The sequence below is a fragment of the Mesorhizobium sp. YR577 genome, assembly GCF_900116595.1.
Lineage (GTDB): Bacteria > Pseudomonadota > Alphaproteobacteria > Rhizobiales > Rhizobiaceae > Mesorhizobium_M.
In genome coordinates, this window is the sequence record NZ_FPBI01000011.1 from 126,407 (window position 1) to 150,182 (window position 23,776).

The window sequence follows — 23,776 nt, forward strand, 5'->3', positions numbered from 1 at the left end:
GGCGGCCCGGATTGCCGGGCTGCTGCGGGATCGGAAATGGTGGCGTCGGTCATGCAGCGGAACCCTGAAGGGAAACCGGGCGGCCATTGCGGCCACCCGGCAGTACATTTCAAAGCTTACTGGACGTTGGCGCCGACGACCGAATCCCAGCTCTTGGTGATGGCTTCCTTGGAGGCAGCCTGTTCGTCCAGCGTCGGGAAGACAGCGGCTTCATAGGCGGCTGCCGGCGGCAGCTTGTCGAGCAGATCCTTCGGGATCGCGCCCTTCTTGGCGAGATCGTTGAAGCGGATCGGGTGGCAATAGCCCTTCAGCCAGCCGAGCTGACCTTCGTCGGAGTAGAGATATTCCATCCACAGCTTGGCGGCGTTCGGATGCGGCGCATAGGCGCTGATCGCCTGGACATAGACGCCGGCAACGACGCCGGTCTTCGGCACGATGACTTCGACCGGCGGGTTGCCGTTCAGCGTGTCGCGGCCCGCAAGGGCGTTGTAGTCCCAGGTGATGAGGATCGGGGTCTGGCCCTGCGCGAGCGTGGCCGACTTGCCGATGACCGGAACGAAGTTGCCCTTGGCGTTGAGTTCCTTGAAGAACTCGAGGCCGGCTTCACCTGCCTTGGCGCCGGCTTCCGCACCCTTGGACAGGCCGGCAGCATAGACGCCCTGGATGGCCTGGTTGGAGGCGCGCGGATCACCAGCCAGAGCGACCGAGTTGGCAAATTCCGGCTTCAGGAGATCGGCCCAGTCGGCCGGGGCTTCCTTGACGAGGTCCTTGTTCACCTCGAAGGCGAGCACGCCGTAATAATCGCCGTACCAGTAGCCTTCGGCATCCTTGGCGCTGTCGGGGATCGAATCCCAGGTCGAGACCTTGTAGGGCTGGATCAGGCCGTCGGCCTTGGCCTGCGGGCCGTAGGAGAGGCCGACGTCGATGACGTCAGGCGCCTGCGGGCCCTTGTTGTCCTTGTTCGCCTTGATTGCCTCGACCTCGTCGCTGGAGCCGGCGTCGGGGTTGAGTTCGTTGACGGTGATTTCCGGATATTTCGCCTTGAAGCCGGCAATGACGGCGCCATAGCCGCACCAGTCATGCGGCAGCGCGATCGTGGTAAGCTGGCCTTCCTTCTTGGCCGCGGCGACCAGCTCGTCCATCGACTGTGCCGAGGCGATCGCCGACGTCACCATCAGTGACGCAGCGGTAAGGGAAAGCACTTTTCCCGTGAAACTGAACATGTGTTCTCTCCGTTGAACTGACGCCCAAGCGCGCCTGTGATGCGGTTACCGATACTCGATGACAGTCGTGTGAAAAGTAATGCCTCCCGACCCGTCCGCGATCTAAAAATCTAACTACTTTTACAAAGGGCTGGCAATCGCCGGCGTTCGTTTTCCGGCTAATGATTTCGATTGGTGTCTCCCCGTCTTTCGTTCTCCTTTCCTTATTCGACGAAGGCTGTTCCAGCCCCGCCCTGTCATGTCGCAAGATGACGGGGCGGGGCCGGGATTGTCTCTCAGAGCGTGCCTTCGATAGCGCTTTCGAGCAGTGTCAGTGCTGCCTTCTTCGTCAGCTTGACCGGGTTGCCACCGGCGGTCGGATCGACGATCGCCATGTCGGCGATCAAGGTCTTGCGTTTCCTGTCCATGTCGAGGCCCTTGATGAGACCCGGCAGCGTGTTCGGAACCTTCAGTTCCTTGCGCAGCTTGATGACAGCCTTGGCAAAACCGTCGAAGCCGCCCTTGATGCCGCAATAGGCGGCAAGGCGGGCGATCTTCTCCTCGACCGCGTCGCGGTTGAAGGCGAGCACATAGGGCATGAAGACGGCATTGGTCATGCCGTGATGGGTGTCGTAGAGCGCGCCGACCGGATGCGACAGCGAATGGATGGCGCCGAGGCCCTTCTGGAAGGCGGCAGCGCCCATGGCGGCAGCACTCATCATATGGGCGCGCGCGGTGAGATCCTTGCCGTTGGCAAAGGCTTTCGGCAGGTTTTCGAAGACCAGCCGGATGCCCTCGACGGCAATGCCGTCAGCCATGGGGTGATAGCCCGGAGCACAGTAGGCTTCGAGGCAGTGGGCAAGCGCGTCCATGCCGGTGCCGGCGGTGATGAAAGCCGGCATGCCGACCGTCAGTTCAGGATCGGCGATGACGATTTCCGGCAGCATCTTCGGATGGAAGATGACCTTCTTGGTGTGGGTTTCCTCGTTGGTCACCACAGCGGCGCGGCCGACTTCCGAACCGGTGCCGGCCGTGGTCGGAACGGCGATGATCGGCACGATCGTGTCGGAGTTAGCCCGCGTCCACCAGTCGCCGACGTCTTCGAAATCCCAGACCGGGCGGGTCTGGCCTGCCTGGAAGGCGATGAGCTTGCCGAGGTCGAGGCCCGAGCCGCCGCCGAAGGCGATGACGCCGTCATGCTTGCCCTTCTTGAACACGGCGATGCCGGCGGTCAGGTTCGATTCCACCGGGTTCGGCTTGACGTCGGAAAAGACGCCATAGGGGATTTTCGCATCGTCGAGCAGCTTCAGCGTCTTGGCCACGACCGGCAGCTTGGCCAGCCCCGGATCGGTGACGAAGAGCGGCCGCTTGATGCCGGTCGCAGCCAACACCTCCGGCAGTTCCGAGATGCGCCCCGCGCCGAAGCGGACGACAGTGGGGTAGTTCCATTTGGAGATGAGTTTGGACATGGAATGGTCTTTCGAAAACGAGAACCTGGTGTAGTGAAAACGGAAAACGATGGCGTCATCCCGGAAACCGCAGCGAAGCGAAGGTTATCCGGGACCTATTGAGCAGCACGGCCGGTCTGCGGATACGTGCAACGCTTTTGACACGCGCAATGTCGAGGACCGGGCCGCGTTTGTCGATCTTCGGACCAATGGGTCCCGGATAGCCCGCGCTTCGCTCCGGCTTCCGGGATGACGACCGTCAACAACATTGCAGCTCATCTCGACCTCTAAATCTGTTCGCGCAGATGATAGCTCTTCGGCCTCGTCAGGTTGTCGTAGCCGATCTGTGAGAGGCCGGCGCCCTTGCCGGTGTCCTTGACGCCGGTCCAGACGAGCGCCGGGTCGAGATAGTCGCAGCGGTTCATGAACACGGTGCCGGTCTCGACCCGGTCGCCGATGGCGATGGCGCGGTCGGTGTCGGCGGTCCAGATCGAAGCGGTGAGGCCGTAGGGGCTGTCGTTCATCAGCGCGATGGCGTCCTCGTCGCCGCGCACCTTCATGATGCCGACAATGGGACCAAAGCTTTCCTCGCGCATGACGCTCATCTGGTGGTCGACATTGGTCAGCACTTCCGGCGCCAGATAGGGCGAGCCGGCCTTGTCCTGATCGACCTTCATGTTGATGTGCGCGGTCGCGCCCTTGCGCAGGGCTTCCGCCTTCTGCTCGCGAATGAAGTCGGCAAAGCGTGCCTGCGCCATCGGCCCCATCGTGGTCGCCTGTTCCAGCGGATTGCCGACGACATAGTTCTTCGTCTCGGCGATGAAGCCCTCGACGAAATCGTCATAGACCTTTTCGTGGACATAGACGCGCTCGATGCCGCAGCAGCACTGGCCGGAATTGTAGAAGGCGCCGTCGACCAGATTGGCGATGGCATGGTCGAGCTTGGCGTCGGGCAGCACATAGGCCGGGTCCTTGCCGCCGAGTTCGAGGCCGAGCGTCATGAAGGTGCCGGCCGCGGCCTTCTCGATTGCCTTGCCGCCGGCGACCGAGCCGGTGAAATTGACATGGTCGATCTTGCCCGAGCCGAGAAGCTTCTCGGTCTGGGCGTGGTTGAGCACGATGTTCTGGAACACGCCCTTGGGCAGGCCGGCCTTTTCGAAAGCCTGGGCAAAACGCTCGCCGACGAGGATCGTCTGCGCAGCGTGCTTGAGGATGACGGTGGAGCCCGCCATCAGCGCTGGAACGATGGTGTTGACGGCGGTGAGATAAGGATAGTTCCACGGCGCGACGACCATGACGACGCCGAGCGGCTCCTTCTTCACATAGCGGCGGAAACCGTCCTTCGGATTGGAGGCCATCACCGGCTTCAAAGCCTGCTCGGCGATCTCGACCATGTAGTTGGTGCGTTCCCTGACGCCGCCGAACTCGCCGCCATAGCGGACGGGGCGGCCCATCTGCCAAGCGATCTCCGGCACGATCTCGTCGCTCATGGCGACCAGCGCCTCGAGCATGGCCAGCATGTATTTGCCGCGCTCGGCAATCGAGGTCTGCGCCCAGTCGACCTGCGCGGCGCGCGCGCGTTCGACGGCAGCGTTGACAGCCTGATCGGTCGCGATGGGCCGCTCGACATAGATCGAGCCATCGATGGGGGATATGAGTTTTACGGTTTCCAAGATGGGTAACTCCGATGAATTCCATTTGCGAGCTATGCCCGCGATTTGTTTTGCTGCTGTTGACTAGTGCGTCCTTCGAGGCTCGCTTCGCTCGCACCTCAGGATGAGGGAGGTCTGCAACTCGCCATCAAATTCCAACATGCCTGCGTTCCAGGAATTGGGAAGCGGAACACCCCTCCCTCATCCTGAGGTGCGACCCTGAGCTTGCCGAAGGGGAGCCTCGAAGGACGCACCAAACATTCTAATACCGCTCGAACCCCCTGTGCAGTTCCCAGTCGGTTATGCGGCGGTCATATTCCATCTGCTCCCAGCGGGCGGTGTGGACGTAATGCTCGACCACTTCTTCGCCCAGCGCCGTCTTCAGCATCTTCGATTTCGCCAACGTCTCGGTTGCCTCACGCAGCGTCTTCGGGATTTCGGGAAGGCGCGAGGCCTGATAGGCGTCACCGACGAAGGGCTTCTGCAGCTCCAGCTTCTCGTCGATGCCGGCAAGGCCGGCCGCGATCAGCGCGGCGAAGGCGAGATAGGGGTTCAGGTCGGCGCCGCCGATGCGGCACTCCATGCGGATGCCCTTGGTGCCCTCGCCGCAGAGGCGGAAGCCGGCGGTGCGGTTATCCTCGCTCCACATGATCTTGGTCGGCGCGAATGTGCCGGCCTGGAAGCGCTTGTAGGAATTGATGTAGGGCGCCAGGAACCAGGTGAATTCCTTGGCGTATTTGAGCTGGCCGGCGGCCCATTGCTGGCCGAGCTTCGAAAGCGTCCAATCGGCGCTTTTGTCATAGAACAGCGGCGTCTTGCCATCCTCGCTCCACAGCGAATTGTGGATGTGGCTGGAATTGCCGGCCAGGCCGTAATTGTATTTCGCCATGAAGGAGATGGACTTGCCCATGCTCTCGGCGATTTCCTTGGCACCGTTCTTCAGGATGACATGGCGGTCGGCCATTTCGAGAACTTCGGCATAGCGCACGTTGATCTCTTCCTGGCCCGGACCCCACTCGCCCTTGGAGTTTTCGATCGGGATGCCGGCAGCTTCCATCTCGTTGCGCAGCCGGCGCATCACGCCCTCTTCCTTGGTGGTGATGCCGATCAGGTAGTCGCCGATATAGGGCGAGGCGGTGTCGAGGTTCTGCCAGTGCTTGGCACGGGCGGAATCATAGGTCTCGTTGAACAGGTAGAATTCGAGTTCGGAAGCGAAATAGGCGAGATAGCCGCGTTCCTTCAGCCGGGCGACCTGCTTGCGCAGGATGGCGCGCGGTGAATGCGGAAGATCGCCATGGGTGTGATGATCGAGCACGTCGCACAGCACGAGTGCTGTCTTTTCCAGCCACGGCACGCGGCGCAGCGTGGAAAGGTCCGGCTTCATGACGAAATCGCCATAGCCCTTCGACCAGCTGGCCGCCTTGTAGCCCGGCACCGGCTCCATATCGATGTCGTTCGCCAGCAGATAGTTGCAGCCATGCGTCTCGTCATAGGCGGATTCGACGAAGTACTTCGCCAGGAACCGCTTGCCGACGAGACGGCCCTGCATGTCGACGGAACATGCGAGAACCGTATCGATCTCGTCGCTTGCGACTGCTTTCTTCAACTGATCGAACGAGAAACTTACGGCCATTCTTTTCCTACTCCGGGTGGTGAATTCTCAGCAATGAGGGTTGGGGATATAGACGAACCGTGGCCGGCGTGACGCCGGCCACGGCAGGATGAACAATGGCTCAGCGCCCGGTTTCGCCAACCGCGCGCTCGGCGGCAGCGATCTCGGCGGCGCGTTTTGCCACCTGATCGCCGATCGGCGGGCCCTGGAACCGGCCACGCTCGAAGCCGAACCAGACGATGCCGGTGACGATCAGGAAGCCGACGGTGATGTACAGCGCCCAATCGTTCGGCGGCTGGATGCCGAGGATGAAGATCAGGATCATGGCGATGATCGACAGCACGGCGAAGAGCTTGAAAGTGCCTTCGCCGAGATTGAACGGACCCATCTTGTCCCACTTCGGCGTTCCCCATGCGAACAGCCCGAGCGTGATCGGAATGGCGAAGGAGAAGAACAGGAAGATGACCGTGCAGGCCACCACGATGGTGTAGACCGGCGTCTCGCCGATCGAGACCAGCGACGAGCCCCAGACGAACAGCACCGCAAGGACCGACCCGGTCCAGATCGCCGCCACCGGCGTACGATAGGTCGGGCTGACCTTGGCCAGCGCCTTCGAACCGGGCAGGCCGCCGTCACGCGAGAAGGCGAAGATCATGCGCGACACCGACGTCACCGTCGCCAGGCCGCACAGCCACTGGCTGATAAAGATGGCGAAGTAGAGGATGTCCTTGACGACGGGATGGACCTGCGTGTCCATGGCCCAGAAGAACACGTTCCAGCCCTGCTTTGCCGCTTCGTCCATGCTTGGCAGCATGAGCACGAAGGCGCACAGCATGATGTAGCCGAACAGCGCCGACCACAGCACCGAGCCGATCATCGCCCGTGGAACCGAATGCGCCGCCTTCAGCGTTTCTTCCGAAGTGTGGGCAGAAGCGTCATAGCCGGTGATCGTGTAGATCGGCAGCAGCAGGCCGAGCAGGAACACCCAGGTCGACGAATTCGTCGGCCAGACATTGCCGCCAGCCTCACCCGAATAGTTGGCGAAGGTGAAGAGGCGGCCGATCTCGTAGCTGTCGGCCGCAGCCAGGCAGACGAGTGCCAGCACGATCGCGGTAGCGAAGATCAGATAGCCGGAGAAGTCGGTGAGCTTGGCGGTGAGGCCGATGCCCATATGGTTCACCAGCGCCTGCAACCCGGTGATGATCGCGAGGAAGATGATCCGGGTCGTGGTCGTGTCCTCGAGCCCGAGATAGGTCGTGCCGAAGGCGCCCATGAAGAAGTAGTAGGTGCCAACATTGATGGCGCCGAGAACGGTGACAAGGCCGAGCAGGTTGAACCAGGCGGTCAGCCAGCCGGTGAACTTGTTGCCGAGGATCGAACCCCAGTGGTAGAGGCCGCCGGCCGTCGGATAGGCCGAGCTGATCTGCGCCATGGCCACCGCAAAGACCAGGCTGACGAAGCAGCCGAGCGGCCAGCCGATGCCGATCGCGGCGCCGCCCGCTCCCGATGTCGCCTGGGCCAGCGAGTTGATGCCGCCGGAAAGGATGCAGATGATGGAGAAGGAAACCGCGAAGTTGGAGAACTGGCTCATTCTCCGTTCGAGTTCCTGGGCGTAGCCCATGCCGTGGAGGACCTTCATGTCCTCGCTTTTGTCATTTTCTGAGTAACCAGGCGCAGTCATGTGAAAGTTCCCCTGTTTCAGCTAGACAACTTCTTAGCTAGACGACTTTCTGATTTACCTTCTCGGCCACATGGCTTTTTCCCAGCCGTGCGGACGCCTTGGTCCCCGTCCCCGGTTCCAAGCCGGCAAAAATGCCGGCCAGGAGATCCGCCCACTTGCATTGCCCGGTTTCATCCCGGATCTCATCGTTACGGATTTCGATCATAGCGCAGGCAAGCCCGCGCGCACGGCCATGCCGTTCCAGCGTGAAATAGACGCGGTCGGCCGGCGAATAGGGTTCGTTGACGCCGACGGTCATGCCGTCGACCGCCTTCAGCGCATCGATCATCGGCGCGGCGAGGCTGTCGTCCTCGTCGTGGATGATGCCGATGTGCCAGGGCCGCGAAACGCCCTTGTAGACCGGCGTGAAGGAATGGACGGAAACGAGCCGCGTCTCCATGCCCTTCACCAGCCGCTCGGCAATGACTTCCTCGATCGTGTCGTGGAAAGGCTGCCAGGATAGCGCGATGCGCTCCTGCCGCTGTGCCTCGGTCAGGTTCTCATTCCCCGGAACCACCGTTGTCTCGCTGACCGGCGAGATAAGGTCGGGCGCGTCGAGCGGCCGGTTGCAGTCGATGACGAGCCGGGACACGCAGGATTCGATCAGCGTGGCATCGAGCGCCTCGCCCATGCGGCGAATGACCGGAAGCGCGCCGGGGTCCCAGGCGATGTGGCGCGAAAGCTCGGAATCTTCGAGGCCGAGCGTGCCGAAACAAGCGGGGATGAAATTCGATGCGTGATCGCAGACCAGCAGATAGGGGCTGGCGCCATTCCGGTTGCTGACCCGGACGGCTTCATACGCCTCCTCTGCTGCGGATCGCGCAGTCTCCATTCTCTTGCAGTCCCCTGAAAACGCCGTATCGTATGTTACGTATTTTGTTTCTTTGCGTCTCAATGAATGATTTCATACGCATTACGAGACTTTGTCAAACGGCTTTGTGCAAGCGTTTGACGGCAGGACGAAAAGCTTTGGGGACAAGCGTCTCGCCATCTGGCGGGAACGACGCGGGAGGTGACATGGCGCTGAGCATAGCCGAACTGATTTCGGATCGCATCGACACGATGCCGGCCGGCGAACGACGTGCCGCGCAGACGCTGATCGCCAACTATCCGCTGATCGGACTGAAGACTGTCGCCGACTTTTCGCAGCAGGCGGGTGTCAGTTCGCCAACCATCCTGCGCTTCGTCTCGCGCCTCGGCTTCCAGAATTATCCGGAGTTCCAGGCCACGCTTCAGGACGAACTCGCAGCCCAGCTTCAATCGCCACTCACCCGGACCGTTGCGCGTCCGACACCCGAGAGCGGCAAAACCTCGCCGGTTCTGGAAGCCACACTGGAGAATATCCGCGAAACCTTCCGGCATGTCTCCGACAAGCAGATCGTGGACATCGTCGCCCGCCTCGCCAACCCGCGCGCCAAGATATTCCTCATCGGCGGACGCTTCACCGATCCCATTGCCCGCTACATGGCGGCCCATCTCACCATCGTCCGTCCGAATGTGTTCCATCTGACCGGCCAGGAAAGCACATGGCGCGATAGGCTCATCGACATGGGCAAGCGCGACGTGCTGCTGGTCTTCGACATTCGCCGCTATCAGGAAAGCCTGATCCGCTTCGCCGAAAAGGCGCATGGCCGTGGCGTCGATGTCATGCTTTTCACCGACCAGTGGCTGTCGCCGATCGCCCGCGTCGCCCGCCATGTTATTGCAGGCCGCACCTCGGTGCCCTCTTCGTGGGATTCGTCGGCAGCCCTGTTCGTCGTGGCCGAAACGCTGATCGGTGAGATCACGCGCTCGATGGAAAAGGAGAGCGCAAGGCGCATCCGTGAAATGGAAGACCTGAGATAGCCGGCATTGCCGCAATATTGTGCAGCGCATCCGAATGATTACCGATATTTAAGGTGCCAAGGCGTCTGCGAATTGACATAAAGGCGCGATACTGACTTTCCGGCGCTTTGCGCCTAGAATATGCGCCCATTTCGCTGTCTCGGGGACGGTGGAGAGCCGGGCAGATACGAAATCAAGTGGCGATATACCGCCCCGACGCCCGGAGTGCCGATGGCCGCCTGGAAACAGATCGTTTTTACCCTGGTCATCCTTGTGGTGGCCGCTGCCGCTTGGGCTCGTTTTTATCCCGGCGCACCCGAGATTCTGGCGCGCTGGGGCATAGACTGGGCCTATGGCGCAACGGCGAAGACCGAAGGCACCGCGGCAGCCGGCGGCAATCGGCAGGGCGGGCGCGGCCAGCAGACGGCGGTCATCACCGCGCCTGTCACCTCAGCAACGATCAATGACCGGCTTCAGGCGATCGGCACCGGGCGTGCCAACGCATCTGTTGCGATCAATCCCTATTCTTCCGGACGCCTTACCGAACTGACGGTAACGCCCGGAAGCAAGGTCGAGGCCGGAGCCGTGATCGCCCGGCTCGATTCGGACGGCGAGAAGATCGCGCTCGACCGCGCGAAGGTTGCCGTGGCCGACGCACAATCCAAGGCCGACCGCGCCAAGACGCTGCGCGGAACGAATACCGTTACCGCCGTGCAGGTCTCCGATGCACAGCTTGCGCTCGACAATGCACAGCTGGCGCTACAGGAAGCCCAGCTGGCGCTTGAACGCCGCGCCATCGTTGCGCCGATTTCCGGCTTCGTCGGCATACTGCCGATCGAGGCCGGCAACTACGTCACGACGACGACCACCGTCGCCACGATCGACGACCGCTCTTCGATCATCATCGACTTCTGGGTGCCCGAACGCTTCACCACTGCCGTTGCAGTGGGCCAGCCTCTGACGGCAACGCCCATCGCCATGCCGGGCCAGACATTCAAGGGAACGGTCAGCGCGGTGGACAACCGCCTGGAAGAGGCTAGCCGCACGCTGCTGGTGCGCGCGAAAATCGAGAATGTCGGCGACAAGCTGCGCGCCGGCATGTCGTTCCAGGTCGCCATGGGCTTTCCCGGCGATACCTATCCTTCCGTCGACCCGCTGGCGATCCAATGGGGCACCGATGGTGCCTTCGTCTGGGCGATCCAGAGCGGCAAGGCCAAGCGTACCCCTGTCCGCATCATCCAGCGCAACAGCGAGAGCGTCCTCATCGACGCTCCGATCATGGCCGGCGATATCGTCGTCACCGAGGGCGTTCATGCCGTGCGCGAAGGCGCCGACGTGCTGATTGCCGGTGCAGAGCCGAGAACCGCGACACCGGCCCCCGCCGGCAGCGGCTCGTAAGCGGCGCGGGGGGCGGGCATAGTGGAAACGCATAACGGCGGCAGCGAAAAGGGCATGACGGCGCTTTTCGTGCGCCGCCCGATCATGGCCTTCGTCATCAACACGCTGATCGTGGTCGCGGGACTTGCCGCCTTCTTCGGCGTCGAGGTGCGCGAACTGCCCGACGTCGACCGGCCCGTCATCACCATCACCGCCGACTATTCGGGCGCTGCCGCCGAAACCATCGACCGCGAACTGACGACCATATTGGAGGGCGCAGTCTCGCGCGTTTCCGGCGTCAAGTCGATCTCGTCGAGCTCGTCCTATGGACGCAGCCGCGTCACCGTGGAATTCGCCGACGGCGTCAATCTCGATGTGGCGGCAGCCGACATGCGCGACGCGGTCGCCCGCGTCACCAACCAGTTGCCCGACGACGCCGACCCGCCCCGCATCGTCAAGGCGGACGCCAATTCGGACGCCGTGCTGCGCCTGGCGGTGACCTCGGACCGCATGTCCGTCGAGGACATGACCATCTTCATCGATGACCAGATCATCGACACGCTGTCGGCGGTGCCGGGCGTCGCCGACGTCCAGATTTTCGGCGACCGCGACAAGATCTTTCGCATCGATATCGACCAGACCAAGCTTTCCAGCCTTGGAATGACCGTCGCCGACATCAGCAATGCCCTGTCGACCGTTTCGCTCGACACGCCGGCCGGCGCACTGACGAGCAAAGACCAGAACATCATCGTGCGCGCGACCGCTTCGGTGACCACGCCGGAAGCCTTCGAGAGCATCGTCATAAAGGGCCGCACCCGCATCGGCGATGTCGCCACCGTGACGATCGGACCCGACATCGGCCAGTCGTCGCTGCGCTCCAACGGCCAGCCAGGCATCGGCCTCGGCATCATCCGGCAGGCGCAGTCCAACACGCTGGACATATCCACCGGCGTGCACGCCGCCGTCGACAAGATACAGGCGACGCTGCCCGAAGGCATGAACATACGCGTGACCAGCGACGATGCCGTCTTCGTCAATGGCGCAGTCCACGAGGTCGAGATCGCGCTGGTGCTGTCGGTGTCGATCGTGCTCCTGATCATCTATCTGTTCCTGCTCGACTGGCGCGCGACGCTCATCCCCGGCCTTGCCATGCCGGTGGCGCTGATCGGCACGATCGCGGCGATCTATCTCGCCGGCTTCTCCATCAACATCCTGACGCTGCTGGCGCTGGTGCTGGCGACCGGCCTTGTCGTCGACGACGCCATCGTCGTGCTCGAAAACATCGTGCGCCGCCGCAACGAGGGCATGGGCCCGCGCGCGGCAGCCGTGCTCGGCACGCAGGAAGTGTTCTTCGCCGTCGTCGCGACCACCGCCACGCTCGCCGCAGTGTTCATCCCGCTCTCCTTCCTGCCCGGCCAGACCGGCGGCCTATTCCGCGAATTCGGCTTCGTGCTGGCCATGGCGGTGCTGCTGTCGTCCATCGTCGCGCTGTCGCTGTGCCCGATGCTCGCCTCGCGCATGCTGAAGGCGGGCGGCTCGGAAGCGGACCACGCACATCACGGCATCATGGGCCGCATCGGCGCCTTTCTCGCTGCCCTCTACCGCCGCTGCCTGCATGCCTGCCTCGACGCGCCGGCCATCGTCATCATCGTTTCGGTGCTGTTCGCCGCCGCCGCCTATGGCGCATTCGGCCTGATCCGCCAGGAACTGACGCCCAACGAGGACCGTTCGCTGGCGCTGCTGCGGGTTACCGCGCCGCAAGGCGTGAGCCTGGAATACACCACCCAGCAGATGCGCCGCATCGAGCAGCTGATCCAGCCGCTGCGCGATTCCGGCGAGATCGAGAACACCTTCGCCAATGTCGGCCAGGGCGGCTCTGTCAACAGCGGCTTCATGGTCATGTCGCTTGCGCCCTGGGACAAGCGCACGCGCTCGCAGCAGGAGATCATGGCCGATATCAGCAAGGCGGTCGCCAATGTTCCCGGCGTGCGTGCCTTCCCGGTTTCGCCCAACAGCCTCGGCATTCGCGGCGCCGGCAACGGCCTGCAATTCGCCATCGTCGGCTCCAACAGCTATGCCGACCTCGGCGTGGCGGCCAACAAGGTCGTTGCCGAGATGGAGAAGGACCCGCGCTTCCAGCAGCCGCGTCTTTCCAACGATGCGACCCAGCCGCAGCTTGCCGTCGAGATCGACCGCGAGCGCGCCTCCGACCTCGGCATCGACATAACCGGGCTGGCCAATGCCGTGCAGGCGATGCTGGACGGGCGCGAAGTGGACGAGGTCTTCATCAACGACCGCGCCTACAAGGTGAAGCTCGTTTCGACGACCAATCCGATCAACGACCCGACCGACCTCGAAAACATCTTCATGAAGACCACGGACGGCCGCTTCGTGCCGATGGCGACGATCACCACGCTGACCGAACGCGCCGTGCCGCCGTCGCTGACGCGCGAGCAGCAGTTGCGCTCGGTCGCCGTCACCGCGAACCTGCGCAGCGACTTCGCCCTCGGCGACGCGCTGAAGGCAGCCCAGGAAATCGCCGGCCCGCTGCTGCCGCCAGGCGCGCGCATCATCCCGCTCGCCGAAGCTGCCACGCTCGGCGAAAGCAGCGGCAGCATGCTGACCATCTTCGGCTTCGCGCTGGTCATCATCCTGCTGGTTCTGGCCGCCCAGTTCGAAAGCTTCGTCAGCGCCGTCATCATCATGGCGACGGTGCCGCTCGGGCTTGCCTGCGCGGTGTTCGCGCTGCTTTTGACCGGCACCAGCCTCAACGCCTACAGCCAGATCGGGCTGGTGATGCTCGTCGGCATCATGGCCAAGAACGGCATCCTCATCGTCGAGTTCGCCAACCAGCTGCGCGACCGCGGCATGGGCGTGCGCCAAGCGATCGAGGAGGCCTCCAACATCCGCCTGCGCCCGGTGATGATGACCATGATCTGTACCGTGCTTGGCGGCCTGCCGCTGGTGCTGGCCTCAGGCGCCGGCGCCGAAGCGCGCATTGCGCTCGGCTGGGTCATCGTCGGCGGGCTGGGGCTGGCGACGGCCTCGACGCTGTTCCTGACGCCCGTCGCCTACCTGCTGCTCGGCCGCTGGGTCACGCCCAAGGTCGAGGAAGAAGCGCGGCTCAAGCGCGAGCTGGAAGAAGCGGCTTATACGAATGTGGAGCCGGCAGAGTGAGATTAGCCTTCTTCTCCCCGTCACTATACGGGGAGAAGATGCCGGCAGGCAGATGAGGGGCGGTGCGACGGCTCGCGATTGCAACTCACCTTCACTGTAAGAGCTGCCCCTCATCCGGCCCTTCGGGCCACCTTCTCCCCGTAAACGGGGAGAAGGAATAGCAGCCCCTCAAGGCTTGATAAAAACCTTCCCGTTCGGCTTTGCCAGTTCCCCCGGCACGCGGCTCATCGCTTCCGAGAGCGGCACCACGGCCGTCACGTCAGTCGCCCAGCGGCCATCGGAAAAGCGCTTCTGTGCTTCCATCACCGCGCGGCCCTTACGCTCGATGGGCGTGTCGCGCATCCACTCGACCAGCCAGAACCCTTCGATCTTCTTGTTCATGAAGATGAGCTGTCCCGGCTGGACGATCGGCGTGGTGGAAAGGTCCATCCTGCCATAGACGATCCAGCGCGCGCCCTTGGGCATCGCGTCGAATATCGCGCCTGCGAGCGGGCCGGTGACGGCATCGAGGAAGATGCGCGGCTGCTCCGTCTTCATCACCTCTTTCAAGGCGCTGGCGAAATCCGGCGCTTCGGCATTGAGCACATGCGCGGCACCCGCCTCCTTCAGCAGCGGGATCTGGTCGTCGCGCCTGACGATGGCGATGGCGCGATAGCCTTCGTCCCGGGCCACACCCATGATCAGCTTTGACAGCTGGCTGGCGCCGGCGGTCAGCACGAATGCCTTCTCGCCCGCTTCCCGAATGATGTCGAACATGGCGAGAGCAGTCAGCGGGTTGACGATCATGGCGGCGGCATCCTCGTCGCGCACGCTGTCTATCACCGGGATGCAGGCCGAGGCTTCGGCCATCGCATATTCGGCCCAGGCGCCCCAATTGGTGTAGCCGGTGGCGAAGGCAACGCGCTTGCCGAGCATGCTCTGCGCGGCAGGATCATCGCCGACAGCCGCGACGATGCCGACACCCTCGAAACCGGCAGGCTGGCCTATGAAGCGCGGCTGGCCGTATTGCCCCTTGATGAACATCACGTCGGACGGGTTGATCGAGGCGAGGCTGACCTTGATCAGAAGCTGCTTCGGCTTCGGCGAAGGCACGGCGATGCGGCCGGGCACGACATAAGGCTCCATCGCTTCGAGAACGCTTCCCGAGGGCGTCTTGGTGTAGCCGTCATTGGTCAGAAGCAGTGCGTTCATCTCGGATGGGATGGCCATGGAAAACTCCGTTCACGGCTTGAGGATAAGCTTGCCGGACGCGCCGCGCCCGATCACGCGTTTCAGTATGTTTGCCGCGTCGGCAAGCGGATAGGTGCCTTCGATGACGGGTTTGACCTTGCCAGCGCGATACCAGCCGAGCAGCTCGCCCATGTTCTCGGCATAGGCCTGCGGTTCCTTGGCGGTGAAAGCGCCCCAGAACACACCGACCACCGAAAACCCTTTGACCAGCGCCAGATTGACCGGGAATTTCGGGATCGTGCCCGAGGCAAAGCCGATGACCAGCAGTCGCCCGCCCCAGCCCATCGAACGCGACAGCGCATCGAAGGCTTCACCGCCGACCGGGTCGAAGGCGACATCGACGCCCTTGCCGCCGGTCGCTTCCTTCAGCCGATCCTTGAGGTCTTCATAGCCGAGCACGATGTCGGCCCCTGCCTGCTTCGCGATCTGCCGCTTCTCCTCGGTTGACGCCACGCCGATGACGGTCGCGCCCATCGCCTTGCCGATCTGGATCGCCGCGATGCCGGTCAGGCCCGACGCGCCGAGCACACAGAGCGTTTCGCCGGGTTTTATCTGCGCGCGCTGCTTCAGCGCGTAGTGCGAGGTGCCGTAACCGCAGATCAGCGCGCAGGCGTGGCCGGCATCCATGCCGTCCGGCAGCTTCATCGCCGCCGGCTCCGGCACCGCGACCCGTTCGGCATAGCTGCCATGGGTGGAAAGTGCCGCAGCCCGGTCACCAACCTTCAGCGACTTCACATCCGGCCCGACGGCAACAACCTTGCCCGCCACCTCCATGCCCGGCACGAAAGGCAGCTCCGGCTTCATCTGGTAGAGGCCCTGCACCAACAGGCCGTCGGGAAAGTTGACGCCGATGGCTTCCGCCTCGATGACGACCTGATTGCCCTTGGCTTCCGGCTCCGGCCAGTCCGCATAGGCGATCTGGTCGATCGCCCCGTAGTTGTTGACGACGATTGCCTTCATGCCACGCACCTCGGTTCAAAGGACAGGCAATCCCTGACCCGAGCCTCTTCTCGTTGTGGCAGGACTATTTCGTATGAAGACGACGCACGTTGCGGCGGCTCGATACCCCCACCCCTGACCCCTCCCCACAAGGGGGAGGGAATTGGATAGGCCGGCACAATATTCCCCTCCCCCTTGTGGGGAGGGGTTAGGGGTGGGGGTACTGACGGCAGCCAAGGCATGATCGCTAAACCTTTTCCTGCGTGTATTTTCTAAGCTCGTTGCGGGCGATCTGGCGGCGGTGCACGGCGTCGGGCCCATCAACGAGGCGCAACGTCCTGAGATGGGTCCAGATGCGCGCCAGTTCGGTGTCCTGGCTGATGCCTTTCGCGCCGAACATCTGCACTGCCTCGTCTGCCACCTTGAGCGCGATACGCGGTGCCGCGACCTTGATCTGGCTGATCCACGGAGCAGCGGCGCGTGCGTCACCCTGGTCGATCATCCAGGCGGCCTTGAGGCAGAGCAGCCGCGCCATCTCGATCTCCATGCGGGCTTCGGCGATGATGTCGAAATTGGCGCCGAGTTCGGCCAGCTTCTTGCCGAAGGCCTCGCGCCGCAGGGCGCGCGTGCACATCAGTTCCAGCGCCCGCTCTGCCTGGCCGATGGCGCGCATGCAGTGGTGGATGCGCCCGCCGCCGAGCCGGCCTTGAGCGATCTCGAAACCCCTGCCCTCGCCGAGAATGAGATTGGATGCCGGCACGCGAACATTGGTGAAGCGGATGTGGAAATGGCCGTGCGGCGCGTCGTCCTCGCCATAGACCTGCATCGCCCGCAACTTCTCGACGCCCTCGGTGCCGGCCGGCACCAGGATCATCGAATGCCGCTTGTGCTTCGGCGCGTCGTCGCCGCCGGTCTTGACCATGACGATGTAGATCTTGCAGCGCGGATCGCCGGAGCCCGAAGCCCACCATTTCTCGCCGTTCAGAACATAGTCATCGCCGTCGCGCTCGCAGCGCAGGGAGATGTTGGTGGCATCCGACGAGGCGACGTCGGGCTCGGTCATCAGATAGGCCGAGCGGATTTTTCCTTCCAGCAGCGGCGTCAGCCAGCGCTCCTTGTGCTCGGCCGAGCCATAGCGCTCCAGCACTTCCATATTGCCGGTGTCGGGCGCCGAGCAGTTGAAGGTTTCGGCGCCCAGATGCGCCTTGCCCATTTCCTCGGCGAGATAGGCATATTCGACCGTCGAAAGCCCGTAGCCGCGGTCGGAATTGGTCAGCCAGAAATTCCACAAGCCGCGCTCGCGCGCCTTGGCCTTCAACCCTTCGAGAATTTCGGTCTGGCGCGGCGTGTAGGCCCAGCGGTCGCCGCCCTTGCCGATCTCGGCCAGGAATTCAGCGTCGAGCGGCGCGATCTCCTCGCGCACCATGCGGGCGACGCGCTCATGGATCGGCTTCAGCCGTTCCGTCATGCCCAGGGCCATATCCGACATTGAATTTCTTCCTCCAACTTCTGCTTGAACACGATCATTTTCAAAGCCGGCAACGGCCTGGGATCAGGAAACGCCGAGCCCCCTGGCCGCGCAGGTGACGATCTGCCTCACGAGACGGTCGATATCGCCCTCGGTTTCGTCGGGGCGCGGCGAATACCAGAAGATAGGCGAGTTGAGTGTCATGAACATGAGCTCGGCGGCGATGCCGAGATTCTCGAAATCCATTGCGCCGGCATCGCGCGCCTCTTCGAGGGTCTTGCGAAAGATCAGCCCGTATTCGGTGCGGTATTGCAGAAGCCGGGCAAAGACTTCGCGCTGTTCCGGCGTGGTCGCGCCGCGCAGATGCAGTTCCACGCCCTCCCACACCACGCGCTGGAACGGCTTGGTGCGGATCATCTGGCCGGTGTGGATGGTGGCGAGATGATGCCAGCGCGTGACCGCCGGAATGTCCTTCTCGCGATAGGGTTCGATCGCCGCGTAGTTCATGTCCATGCCTGTGCGAAACACCTCTGCGAACAGATCGGCCTTGGATGGAAAGTGATGGTAGACGCGACCCTTCGTCGAGCCGAGGCTGCGCGCGACATCGTCGATCGAACTGGCGTGATAGCCGCGCTCCATGAAGCACTGTGCTGCTGCGCGCAGGATGTCGAAGCGGGAATCGTCCGGCATGGTCCTTGCGGCGCTTTCTGACATCCGTTTGTCATCCTGGTGATATCGCGGCGGTCTATCTCCCGCAGCAAGGCACGGTCTTTACGAGCGCTGAAAATATGAACATACTACTCGGTATGTTGTCAACGCGGCAGAGCCAGAGCATCGGACCGAAAAGTGGTTACCGGTTTTCGGAATATTCCGATGCTCATTCAAAGTGCCGCAGCTTGGAGGAGCGATGTCCTATCTGGAGGAGCTGTTTTCGGTGACCGGCAAGACCGCGCTGGTGACGGGTGCGGCGACCGGCATCGGCCGCATGGCCGCCACCGCGCTGGCGCAGGCCGGTGCGCATGTGCTGATCGCCTCGCGCAAGGGCGAGGAATGCGCGCGCGTCGCCGCCGAGATCAACGCGCTGGGCGGACCGGGCAAGGCCGAGGGCTTTGCCGGAGACGTCGGCACCGAGGCCGGCATACTGGCGCTGGCCGGCGCGGTGAAAGAGCGGACCGGACGGCTGAATATCCTGATCAACAATGCCGGCATTTCCTGGGGCGAGCCGTTCGAGACATTCCCCTATGCCGCATGGGCCAAGGTGATGAACGTCAACGTCACCGCCATCTTCCACCTGACCCGCGAGCTGCTGCCGCTGCTGGATGCGGCTGCCAGCGACGAGGACCCTGCCCGCGTCATCAATCTCGGCTCGATCATGGGCACGCAGCCCTTCGCCGACAACGCCTATTCCTACACGGCGTCGAAGGCCGCGGTTCATCACCTGACCCGCACGCTGGCGATCGAATTCGCCGGGCGGCGCATCACCGTCAATGCCTTTGCGCCCGGCCCCTTCCAGAGCAAGATGATGGCCTTTGCCGTCGGCACCGACGAGAAGGCCAGGAAGCTCGGCGCCAACATTCCCTTGGGCCGGATCGGCGCGCCCGATGACATTGCGGGCGCGACGCTGTATCTGTGCAGCCGCGCCGGCCGCTATGTCACCGGCGCCATAATGCCCATCGACGGCGGCCAGTCGGTCCAGCACGGCCTGCCGCCCTTTACCGAATGACGAAAAGGCGAACCGCTTGACAACTTCCAGCCTGAAACCCGTGAGCCTCGAACAGCTTCTGTCCGGCGTCGGCAAGGAGGTCGGGGTCTCGCCCTGGCGCACGGTCACGCAGACCATGATCGACCAGTTCGCCGACGCCACCGACGACCACCAGTTCATCCATTGCGACCCGGAGCGGGCGGTGCGCGAGACGCCCTTCGGCGGCACGATTGCCCATGGCTTCCTGACGCTGTCGCTGCTGTCGGCGATGACCTATGAGACCATCCCGCCGCTGGAAGGCGGCGACATGGGCATCAACCAGGGTTTCGAAAACCTGAAATTCGTCGCCCCGGTGAAGACCGGCGCGCGCATCCGCACCCGTTTCGTCCTCGCCGACGTCAAGGCGCGGCCCTCCGGCTGGGTGCAGGTGGCGCATGACGTCACCATCGAGATCGAGGATTCGAAGAAGCCGGCGCTGACCGCGCGCTGGCTGACGCTGACCTATGTCGAGCCGGCAAAGGAAGCTGGATGAGCGATCCGAATACTCTCGATCGCGACGTGCTCGCGCCCTATCTGGAGGCCGAGGTTCCCGGGTTTTCCGGCCTCGAGACGATCGAGAAATTCAAGGCGGGACAATCGAACCCGACCTATCTGCTGACGGCCCAAAGTGGCCGCTATGTGCTGCGCGCCAAGCCGCCCGGCCAGCTATTGAAATCGGCGCATCAGGTCGACCGCGAGTACCGCGTCATGAAGGCGCTCGCTGGCACCGCCGTTCCGGTACCGAGGATGCTGCATCTGGCGCCGGAAGAGTCGCCCATCGGCCGCATGTTCTATTTGATGGAGTTCATGGAAGGCCGCATCTTCTGGGACCCGGCGCTGCCGGAAGCATCTTCGAACGACGAACGCGCGGCGATCTATGATGCGATGAACGCGACGCTGGCAGCCCTGCACGATGTCGACGTGGAAGCTGCCGGCCTCGCCGATTACGGCAAACCCGGCAATTATTTCGAGCGCCAGCTCGCGCGCTGGACCAGCCAGTACCGCGCCTCCGAAACGGGCGGCATCGCAGACATGGACCGGCTGATCGCGTGGCTGGAAACGCATATGCCGGCAGACGACGGCATCGTCTCGCTGGTCCATGGCGACTACCGGCTCGACAACATGATCTTCGCGCCGGACAGGCCGCAGGTGCTGGCCGTGCTCGACTGGGAACTGTCGACGCTCGGCCACCCCTTCTCCGACATCGCCTATCAGTGCATGCAATGGCGCCTGCCGCACCAGTCCGGCTTTCGCGGCCTCGGCGGCATCGACCGTGCAGCGCTCGGCCTGCCGTCGGAGGAGGCCTATGTCGCCGCCTATTGCCGGCGGCGCGGGCTGCAGGAGATTCCGCGCTGGACCTTCTTCCTCGCCTTCTCTTTCTTCCGCCTCGCGGCGATCTGCCAGGGCGTCTACAAGCGCGCGCTGGACGGCAACGCATCCAATCCGGAAAAGGCCAGGATGTATGGCGAGGCCGTAAAACTCCTGTCGCATCTGGCGGCGGAACTCATCGACAAGGACAAATAAAGCATGAGCCGTTTTGACGGGATGACCGTGTTGATAACCGGTGCGACGGGCGGTTTCGGCCGCCGTGCCGCCGAGCGTTTTGCGGCCAACGGCGCCCGGCTCATCCTCTCGGACATGGATGACGATGGGTTGTCTGCCTTTGCCGAAACATTGAATGCCGAAACCGCCACGCTGGCCGGAAACATCGCCGACGAGGAGCTTTCGGAAAAGCTGGCGGCGCTGGCCGTGGAACGCTTCGGACGTCTCGACATCGCCGTCAACAATGCCGGCATCGCCCAGAGCTTCGTGCGCCTGCCGCAGGTTCCCTCCGACGAGGCGCGGCGGATCATCGAGGTCGATCTGCTCGGCGTCTTCTACGCCCTGAAGGCGCAGCTTCCGGTCATGGAGCGGCAGTTCCGCAAAACCGGCAAGGGCGGCGCCATCGTCAACATCGCTTCCGTCGCCGGTCTGGGAGGGGCGCCGAAACTCTCGGTCTATTCGGCAGCCAAGCACGGCGTCGTCGGCCTGACGCGCTCGGCGGCGGCCGAATATGCATCCAAGGGCATTCGCGTCAACGCCGTCTGCCCTGCCTACGCACGCACCAAGATGGTCGACGATTTCGTCAAGATCACGCGCGGCTCCGAGGCCGAGGCGATCACCGAATTGACGCGCGGCGTGCCGATGAAACGCGTCGCGGAGGTGGACGAGGTCATCGAGGTGATCATGTTTGCCGCCGACCCGAAGAACTCCTTCATGACCGGCCACACGCTGGCGGTCGATGGCGGCATTTCCGCCATCTGAACAGACCTCTTTGAGAATTCTACTCCGGCGGACATCTGACGCAGTTTCTTAGACCAAAGTCATAAAACCAAAGGCTCGATGGTCCTCATCCGGCCGGAGAGGTACCTTTCGCACCAGCCGAATTGGGTTGGCGAGCTTATGCTCGTTGCTTGGCGGCCCGTGTCGGCGGGATCTTTGGGAGGACACATCAATGGCAATGGCAGCAAGTGCGGGCTCAGCCACGCGCGTCATGACCCGTGAGGAAAAGAAGGTCATCTTCGCTTCCTCGCTTGGCACGGTTTTCGAATGGTACGATTTCTATCTCTACGGTGCGCTTGCCGCCTTCATCGGCGCGGCCTTCTTCAGCGAATATCCTGAAGCCACGCGCAACATCTTCGCGCTTCTGGCCTTCGCCGCCGGCTTCCTCGTGCGCCCCTTCGGCGCGCTCATCTTCGGCCGCATCGGCGATCTCGTCGGCCGCAAATACACCTTCCTCGTCACCATCCTGATCATGGGCACGTCGACTTTCCTCGTCGGCCTCCTGCCCGGCTCGGCCACCATCGGCATCGCCGCCCCGATCATCCTGATCATATTGCGCATGCTGCAGGGCCTGGCGCTCGGCGGTGAATATGGCGGTGCCGCGACCTATGTCGCCGAGCACGCGCCCGACGGCCGTCGCGGCTTCTACACCTCCTGGATCCAGACGACGGCCACGCTCGGCCTGTTCCTGTCGCTGGTCATCATCCTGATCATTCAGGGCTCGATGAGCGCCGACGACTTCAAGGCCTGGGGCTGGCGCATTCCGTTCCTGATCTCGGTCGTCCTGCTCGGCATTTCGGTGTGGATTCGACTGTCACTGAACGAGTCGCCGGCTTTCCAGCGCATGAAGGACGAAGGCAAGGGCTCGAAAGCGCCGCTGTCGGAAGCCTTCGGACAGTGGAAGAACGCCAGGATCGCGCTGCTGGCCCTGTTCGGCCTCACCGCCGGCCAGGCCGTGGTGTGGTATTCGGGCCAGTTCTACACGCTGTTCTTCCTGCAGAACGTGCTCAAGGTCGATGGCGTCTCGGTCAACATCATGATCGCCATCGCGCTGGCGCTCGGCACCGGCTTCTTCGTCTTCTTCGGCTGGCTGTCGGACAAGATCGGCCGCAAGCCGATCATCATGGCCGGCCTCGCGCTCGCCATCGTCACCTACTTCCCGCTGTTCAAGGCGCTTACCTGGGCCGCAAACCCGGCACTCGCCAGCGCTCAGCAGAATGTCCGTGCGACGGTGACGGCTGCTCCGGGGGACTGCAAGTTCCAGTTCAACCCGGTCGGCACCAGAAAGCCGCTGACCTCCTGCGACGTCGCAACGGACTTCCTGGCAAAGAGCGCGGTTCCATACGACATCGTCGCGACGGCTCCCGCCGGCACGCCCGCAAGCGTAAAGATCGGCGAGGAAACCGTCGAATCCTATGACGTGGTCGCTGCCGGAGCCGACGCCGCAGCCAAGGACGGCGCGTTCAAGAAGGGCATCAACACCGCTCTTCAGGACGGCGGCTATCCGCTGGTTCGCGATCCTGCAAAGGTCGCGGATTCGAAGCTCGACGCATTGGTCGCCGCCAACCCGAAACTGGCACTTGACGCAGCCGCTATCCGCGGCGGCGAAAAGGCCATGGTTCCGGTCGACAAGGCCATCGCCGACAAGCTGATAACCGCTGAGGAAGCGGCAGGTGCGACCGAAGTGCCGGTCTACACCGTTCCCGGCGCAGGCGCCTTCAAGATGATCGCCGATCCGGCAGCCGTCAGCTGGCCGAAGGTCATCGCCATCCTGTTCGTGTTCGTCCTTTATGTGACAATGGTTTACGGGCCGATCGCGGCGATCCTGGTCGAGATGTTCCCGACCCGCATCCGCTACACCGGCATGTCGCTGCCTTACCACATCGGCAACGGCTGGTTCGGCGGCCTGCTGCCGGCAGTCGTGTTCGCCATGAGCGCGGCCAAGGGCGATATCTACTACGGCCTCTGGTATCCGATCGTGATCGCGGCGATGACACTGATCATCGGCCTGATCTTCGTGAGGGACACCAAGGACGCCAACCTCGACGCCATCAAATAAAGCGT

18 protein-coding genes are annotated in these 23,776 nt (G+C 63.2%); 8 read left to right on the forward strand and 10 right to left on the reverse strand.

Annotated features, from left to right (window positions below):
* Positions 1 to 116 precede the first annotated feature (116 nt).
* The 6 genes from BM413_RS17545 to BM413_RS17570 form a co-directional block, all read right to left on the reverse strand.
* Positions 117 to 1,223, reverse strand: coding sequence for an ABC transporter substrate-binding protein (locus tag BM413_RS17545; RefSeq protein WP_091915324.1), 1,107 nt, complete (start codon positions 1,221 to 1,223; stop codon positions 117 to 119).
* Between the two features lie 275 nt (positions 1,224 to 1,498).
* On the reverse strand, positions 1,499 to 2,671 hold the full coding sequence (locus BM413_RS17550; protein WP_091915325.1) for an iron-containing alcohol dehydrogenase: 1,173 nt from the start codon (positions 2,669 to 2,671) through the stop codon (positions 1,499 to 1,501).
* Between the two features lie 266 nt (positions 2,672 to 2,937).
* Complete coding sequence (locus BM413_RS17555) at positions 2,938 to 4,326, reverse strand: aldehyde dehydrogenase family protein (RefSeq protein WP_091915326.1); 1,389 nt, start codon at positions 4,324 to 4,326, stop codon at positions 2,938 to 2,940.
* A 238-nt stretch (positions 4,327 to 4,564) separates the two neighbouring features.
* Positions 4,565 to 5,935 (reverse strand): glutamine synthetase family protein, encoded by a 1,371-nt coding sequence (locus tag BM413_RS17560; RefSeq protein WP_091915327.1) that lies wholly within the window; start codon positions 5,933 to 5,935, stop codon positions 4,565 to 4,567.
* 100 nt (positions 5,936 to 6,035) lie between these two features.
* Entirely contained in the window at positions 6,036 to 7,595 is a 1,560-nt protein-coding gene (locus BM413_RS17565) for an amino acid permease (RefSeq protein WP_091915328.1), read from the reverse strand.
* A gap of 37 nt (positions 7,596 to 7,632) precedes the next feature.
* Positions 7,633 to 8,466: an N-formylglutamate amidohydrolase gene (locus BM413_RS17570; RefSeq protein ID WP_091915329.1), complete on the reverse strand. Its 834-nt coding sequence runs from the start codon at positions 8,464 to 8,466 to the stop codon at positions 7,633 to 7,635.
* 185 nt (positions 8,467 to 8,651) lie between these two features.
* On the opposite strand from BM413_RS17570, the gene BM413_RS17575 reads away from it, so the two are divergent.
* From BM413_RS17575 to BM413_RS17585, 3 genes are all read left to right on the forward strand, one after another.
* On the forward strand, positions 8,652 to 9,479 hold the full coding sequence (locus BM413_RS17575) for a MurR/RpiR family transcriptional regulator (RefSeq protein WP_091915330.1): 828 nt from the start codon (positions 8,652 to 8,654) through the stop codon (positions 9,477 to 9,479).
* 210 nt (positions 9,480 to 9,689) lie between these two features.
* Positions 9,690 to 10,856 carry an efflux RND transporter periplasmic adaptor subunit gene (locus tag BM413_RS17580; RefSeq protein ID WP_091915331.1) on the forward strand — a complete coding sequence of 389 codons (1,167 nt, stop codon included), beginning with the start codon at positions 9,690 to 9,692 and terminating at the stop codon, positions 10,854 to 10,856.
* A gap of 54 nt (positions 10,857 to 10,910) precedes the next feature.
* Complete coding sequence (locus tag BM413_RS17585; protein ID WP_091915557.1) at positions 10,911 to 14,012, forward strand: efflux RND transporter permease subunit; 3,102 nt, start codon at positions 10,911 to 10,913, stop codon at positions 14,010 to 14,012.
* 168 nt (positions 14,013 to 14,180) lie between these two features.
* On the opposite strand, the gene BM413_RS17590 is transcribed toward BM413_RS17585, so the two are convergent.
* The 4 genes from BM413_RS17590 to BM413_RS17605 all read right to left on the reverse strand — a co-directional run bounded on the left by BM413_RS17590 (position 14,181) and on the right by BM413_RS17605 (position 18,363).
* The gene (locus tag BM413_RS17590) at positions 14,181 to 15,221 is read right to left on the reverse strand and encodes an alcohol dehydrogenase catalytic domain-containing protein (protein WP_091915332.1); all 1,041 of its coding nucleotides are present in this window, start codon (positions 15,219 to 15,221) and stop codon (positions 14,181 to 14,183) included.
* A 12-nt stretch (positions 15,222 to 15,233) separates the two neighbouring features.
* Positions 15,234 to 16,202: an NADPH:quinone oxidoreductase family protein gene (locus BM413_RS17595; RefSeq protein ID WP_091915333.1), complete on the reverse strand. Its 969-nt coding sequence runs from the start codon at positions 16,200 to 16,202 to the stop codon at positions 15,234 to 15,236.
* A gap of 226 nt (positions 16,203 to 16,428) precedes the next feature.
* On the reverse strand, positions 16,429 to 17,670 hold the full coding sequence (locus tag BM413_RS17600; protein ID WP_091915335.1) for an acyl-CoA dehydrogenase family protein: 1,242 nt from the start codon (positions 17,668 to 17,670) through the stop codon (positions 16,429 to 16,431).
* Between the two features lie 63 nt (positions 17,671 to 17,733).
* Positions 17,734 to 18,363, reverse strand: coding sequence for a TetR/AcrR family transcriptional regulator (locus BM413_RS17605; RefSeq protein ID WP_091915337.1), 630 nt, complete (start codon positions 18,361 to 18,363; stop codon positions 17,734 to 17,736).
* A 193-nt stretch (positions 18,364 to 18,556) separates the two neighbouring features.
* On the opposite strand from BM413_RS17605, the gene BM413_RS17610 reads away from it, so the two are divergent.
* From BM413_RS17610 to BM413_RS17630, 5 genes are all read left to right on the forward strand, one after another.
* Entirely contained in the window at positions 18,557 to 19,372 is an 816-nt protein-coding gene (locus BM413_RS17610) for an SDR family oxidoreductase (RefSeq protein WP_091915339.1), read from the forward strand.
* A 31-nt stretch (positions 19,373 to 19,403) separates the two neighbouring features.
* On the forward strand, positions 19,404 to 19,883 hold the full coding sequence (locus tag BM413_RS17615) for a MaoC family dehydratase (RefSeq protein ID WP_091915559.1): 480 nt from the start codon (positions 19,404 to 19,406) through the stop codon (positions 19,881 to 19,883).
* Positions 19,880 to 20,914: a phosphotransferase family protein gene (locus BM413_RS17620; protein ID WP_091915341.1), complete on the forward strand. Its 1,035-nt coding sequence runs from the start codon at positions 19,880 to 19,882 to the stop codon at positions 20,912 to 20,914. The genes BM413_RS17615 and BM413_RS17620 overlap by 4 nt, the downstream gene beginning before the upstream one ends.
* Positions 20,915 to 20,917: 3 nt before the next feature.
* Complete coding sequence (locus tag BM413_RS17625; RefSeq protein ID WP_091915343.1) at positions 20,918 to 21,694, forward strand: SDR family NAD(P)-dependent oxidoreductase; 777 nt, start codon at positions 20,918 to 20,920, stop codon at positions 21,692 to 21,694.
* Positions 21,695 to 21,884: 190 nt separating this feature from the next.
* Positions 21,885 to 23,771 carry an MFS transporter gene (locus BM413_RS17630; RefSeq protein ID WP_091915345.1) on the forward strand — a complete coding sequence of 629 codons (1,887 nt, stop codon included), beginning with the start codon at positions 21,885 to 21,887 and terminating at the stop codon, positions 23,769 to 23,771.
* The last annotated feature ends 5 nt before the right edge of the window (positions 23,772 to 23,776 follow it).

Excerpts from the sequence above, each read along its gene's own strand:
- BM413_RS17600 (WP_091915335.1), bottom strand. The coding sequence starts at position 17,670 with ATGTCGGATATGGCCCTGGGCATGACGGAACGGCTGAAGCCGATCCAT.
- BM413_RS17610 (WP_091915339.1), top strand. The coding sequence starts at position 18,557 with ATGTCCTATCTGGAGGAGCTGTTTTCGGTGACCGGCAAGACCGCGCTG.
- BM413_RS17560 (WP_091915327.1), bottom strand. The coding sequence starts at position 5,935 with ATGGCCGTAAGTTTCTCGTTCGATCAGTTGAAGAAAGCAGTCGCAAGC.
- BM413_RS17565 (WP_091915328.1), bottom strand. The coding sequence starts at position 7,595 with ATGACTGCGCCTGGTTACTCAGAAAATGACAAAAGCGAGGACATGAAG.
- BM413_RS17605 (WP_091915337.1), bottom strand. The coding sequence starts at position 18,363 with ATGTCAGAAAGCGCCGCAAGGACCATGCCGGACGATTCCCGCTTCGAC.
- BM413_RS17625 (WP_091915343.1), top strand. The coding sequence starts at position 20,918 with ATGAGCCGTTTTGACGGGATGACCGTGTTGATAACCGGTGCGACGGGC.
- BM413_RS17590 (WP_091915332.1), bottom strand. The coding sequence starts at position 15,221 with ATGGCCATCCCATCCGAGATGAACGCACTGCTTCTGACCAATGACGGC.
- BM413_RS17575 (WP_091915330.1), top strand. The coding sequence starts at position 8,652 with ATGGCGCTGAGCATAGCCGAACTGATTTCGGATCGCATCGACACGATG.
- BM413_RS17580 (WP_091915331.1), top strand. The coding sequence starts at position 9,690 with ATGGCCGCCTGGAAACAGATCGTTTTTACCCTGGTCATCCTTGTGGTG.
- BM413_RS17630 (WP_091915345.1), top strand. The coding sequence starts at position 21,885 with ATGGCAATGGCAGCAAGTGCGGGCTCAGCCACGCGCGTCATGACCCGT.
- BM413_RS17545 (WP_091915324.1), bottom strand. The coding sequence starts at position 1,223 with ATGTTCAGTTTCACGGGAAAAGTGCTTTCCCTTACCGCTGCGTCACTG.
- BM413_RS17570 (WP_091915329.1), bottom strand. The coding sequence starts at position 8,466 with ATGGAGACTGCGCGATCCGCAGCAGAGGAGGCGTATGAAGCCGTCCGG.
- BM413_RS17595 (WP_091915333.1), bottom strand. The coding sequence starts at position 16,202 with ATGAAGGCAATCGTCGTCAACAACTACGGGGCGATCGACCAGATCGCC.
- BM413_RS17620 (WP_091915341.1), top strand. The coding sequence starts at position 19,880 with ATGAGCGATCCGAATACTCTCGATCGCGACGTGCTCGCGCCCTATCTG.
- BM413_RS17585 (WP_091915557.1), top strand. The coding sequence starts at position 10,911 with ATGACGGCGCTTTTCGTGCGCCGCCCGATCATGGCCTTCGTCATCAAC.
- BM413_RS17550 (WP_091915325.1), bottom strand. The coding sequence starts at position 2,671 with ATGTCCAAACTCATCTCCAAATGGAACTACCCCACTGTCGTCCGCTTC.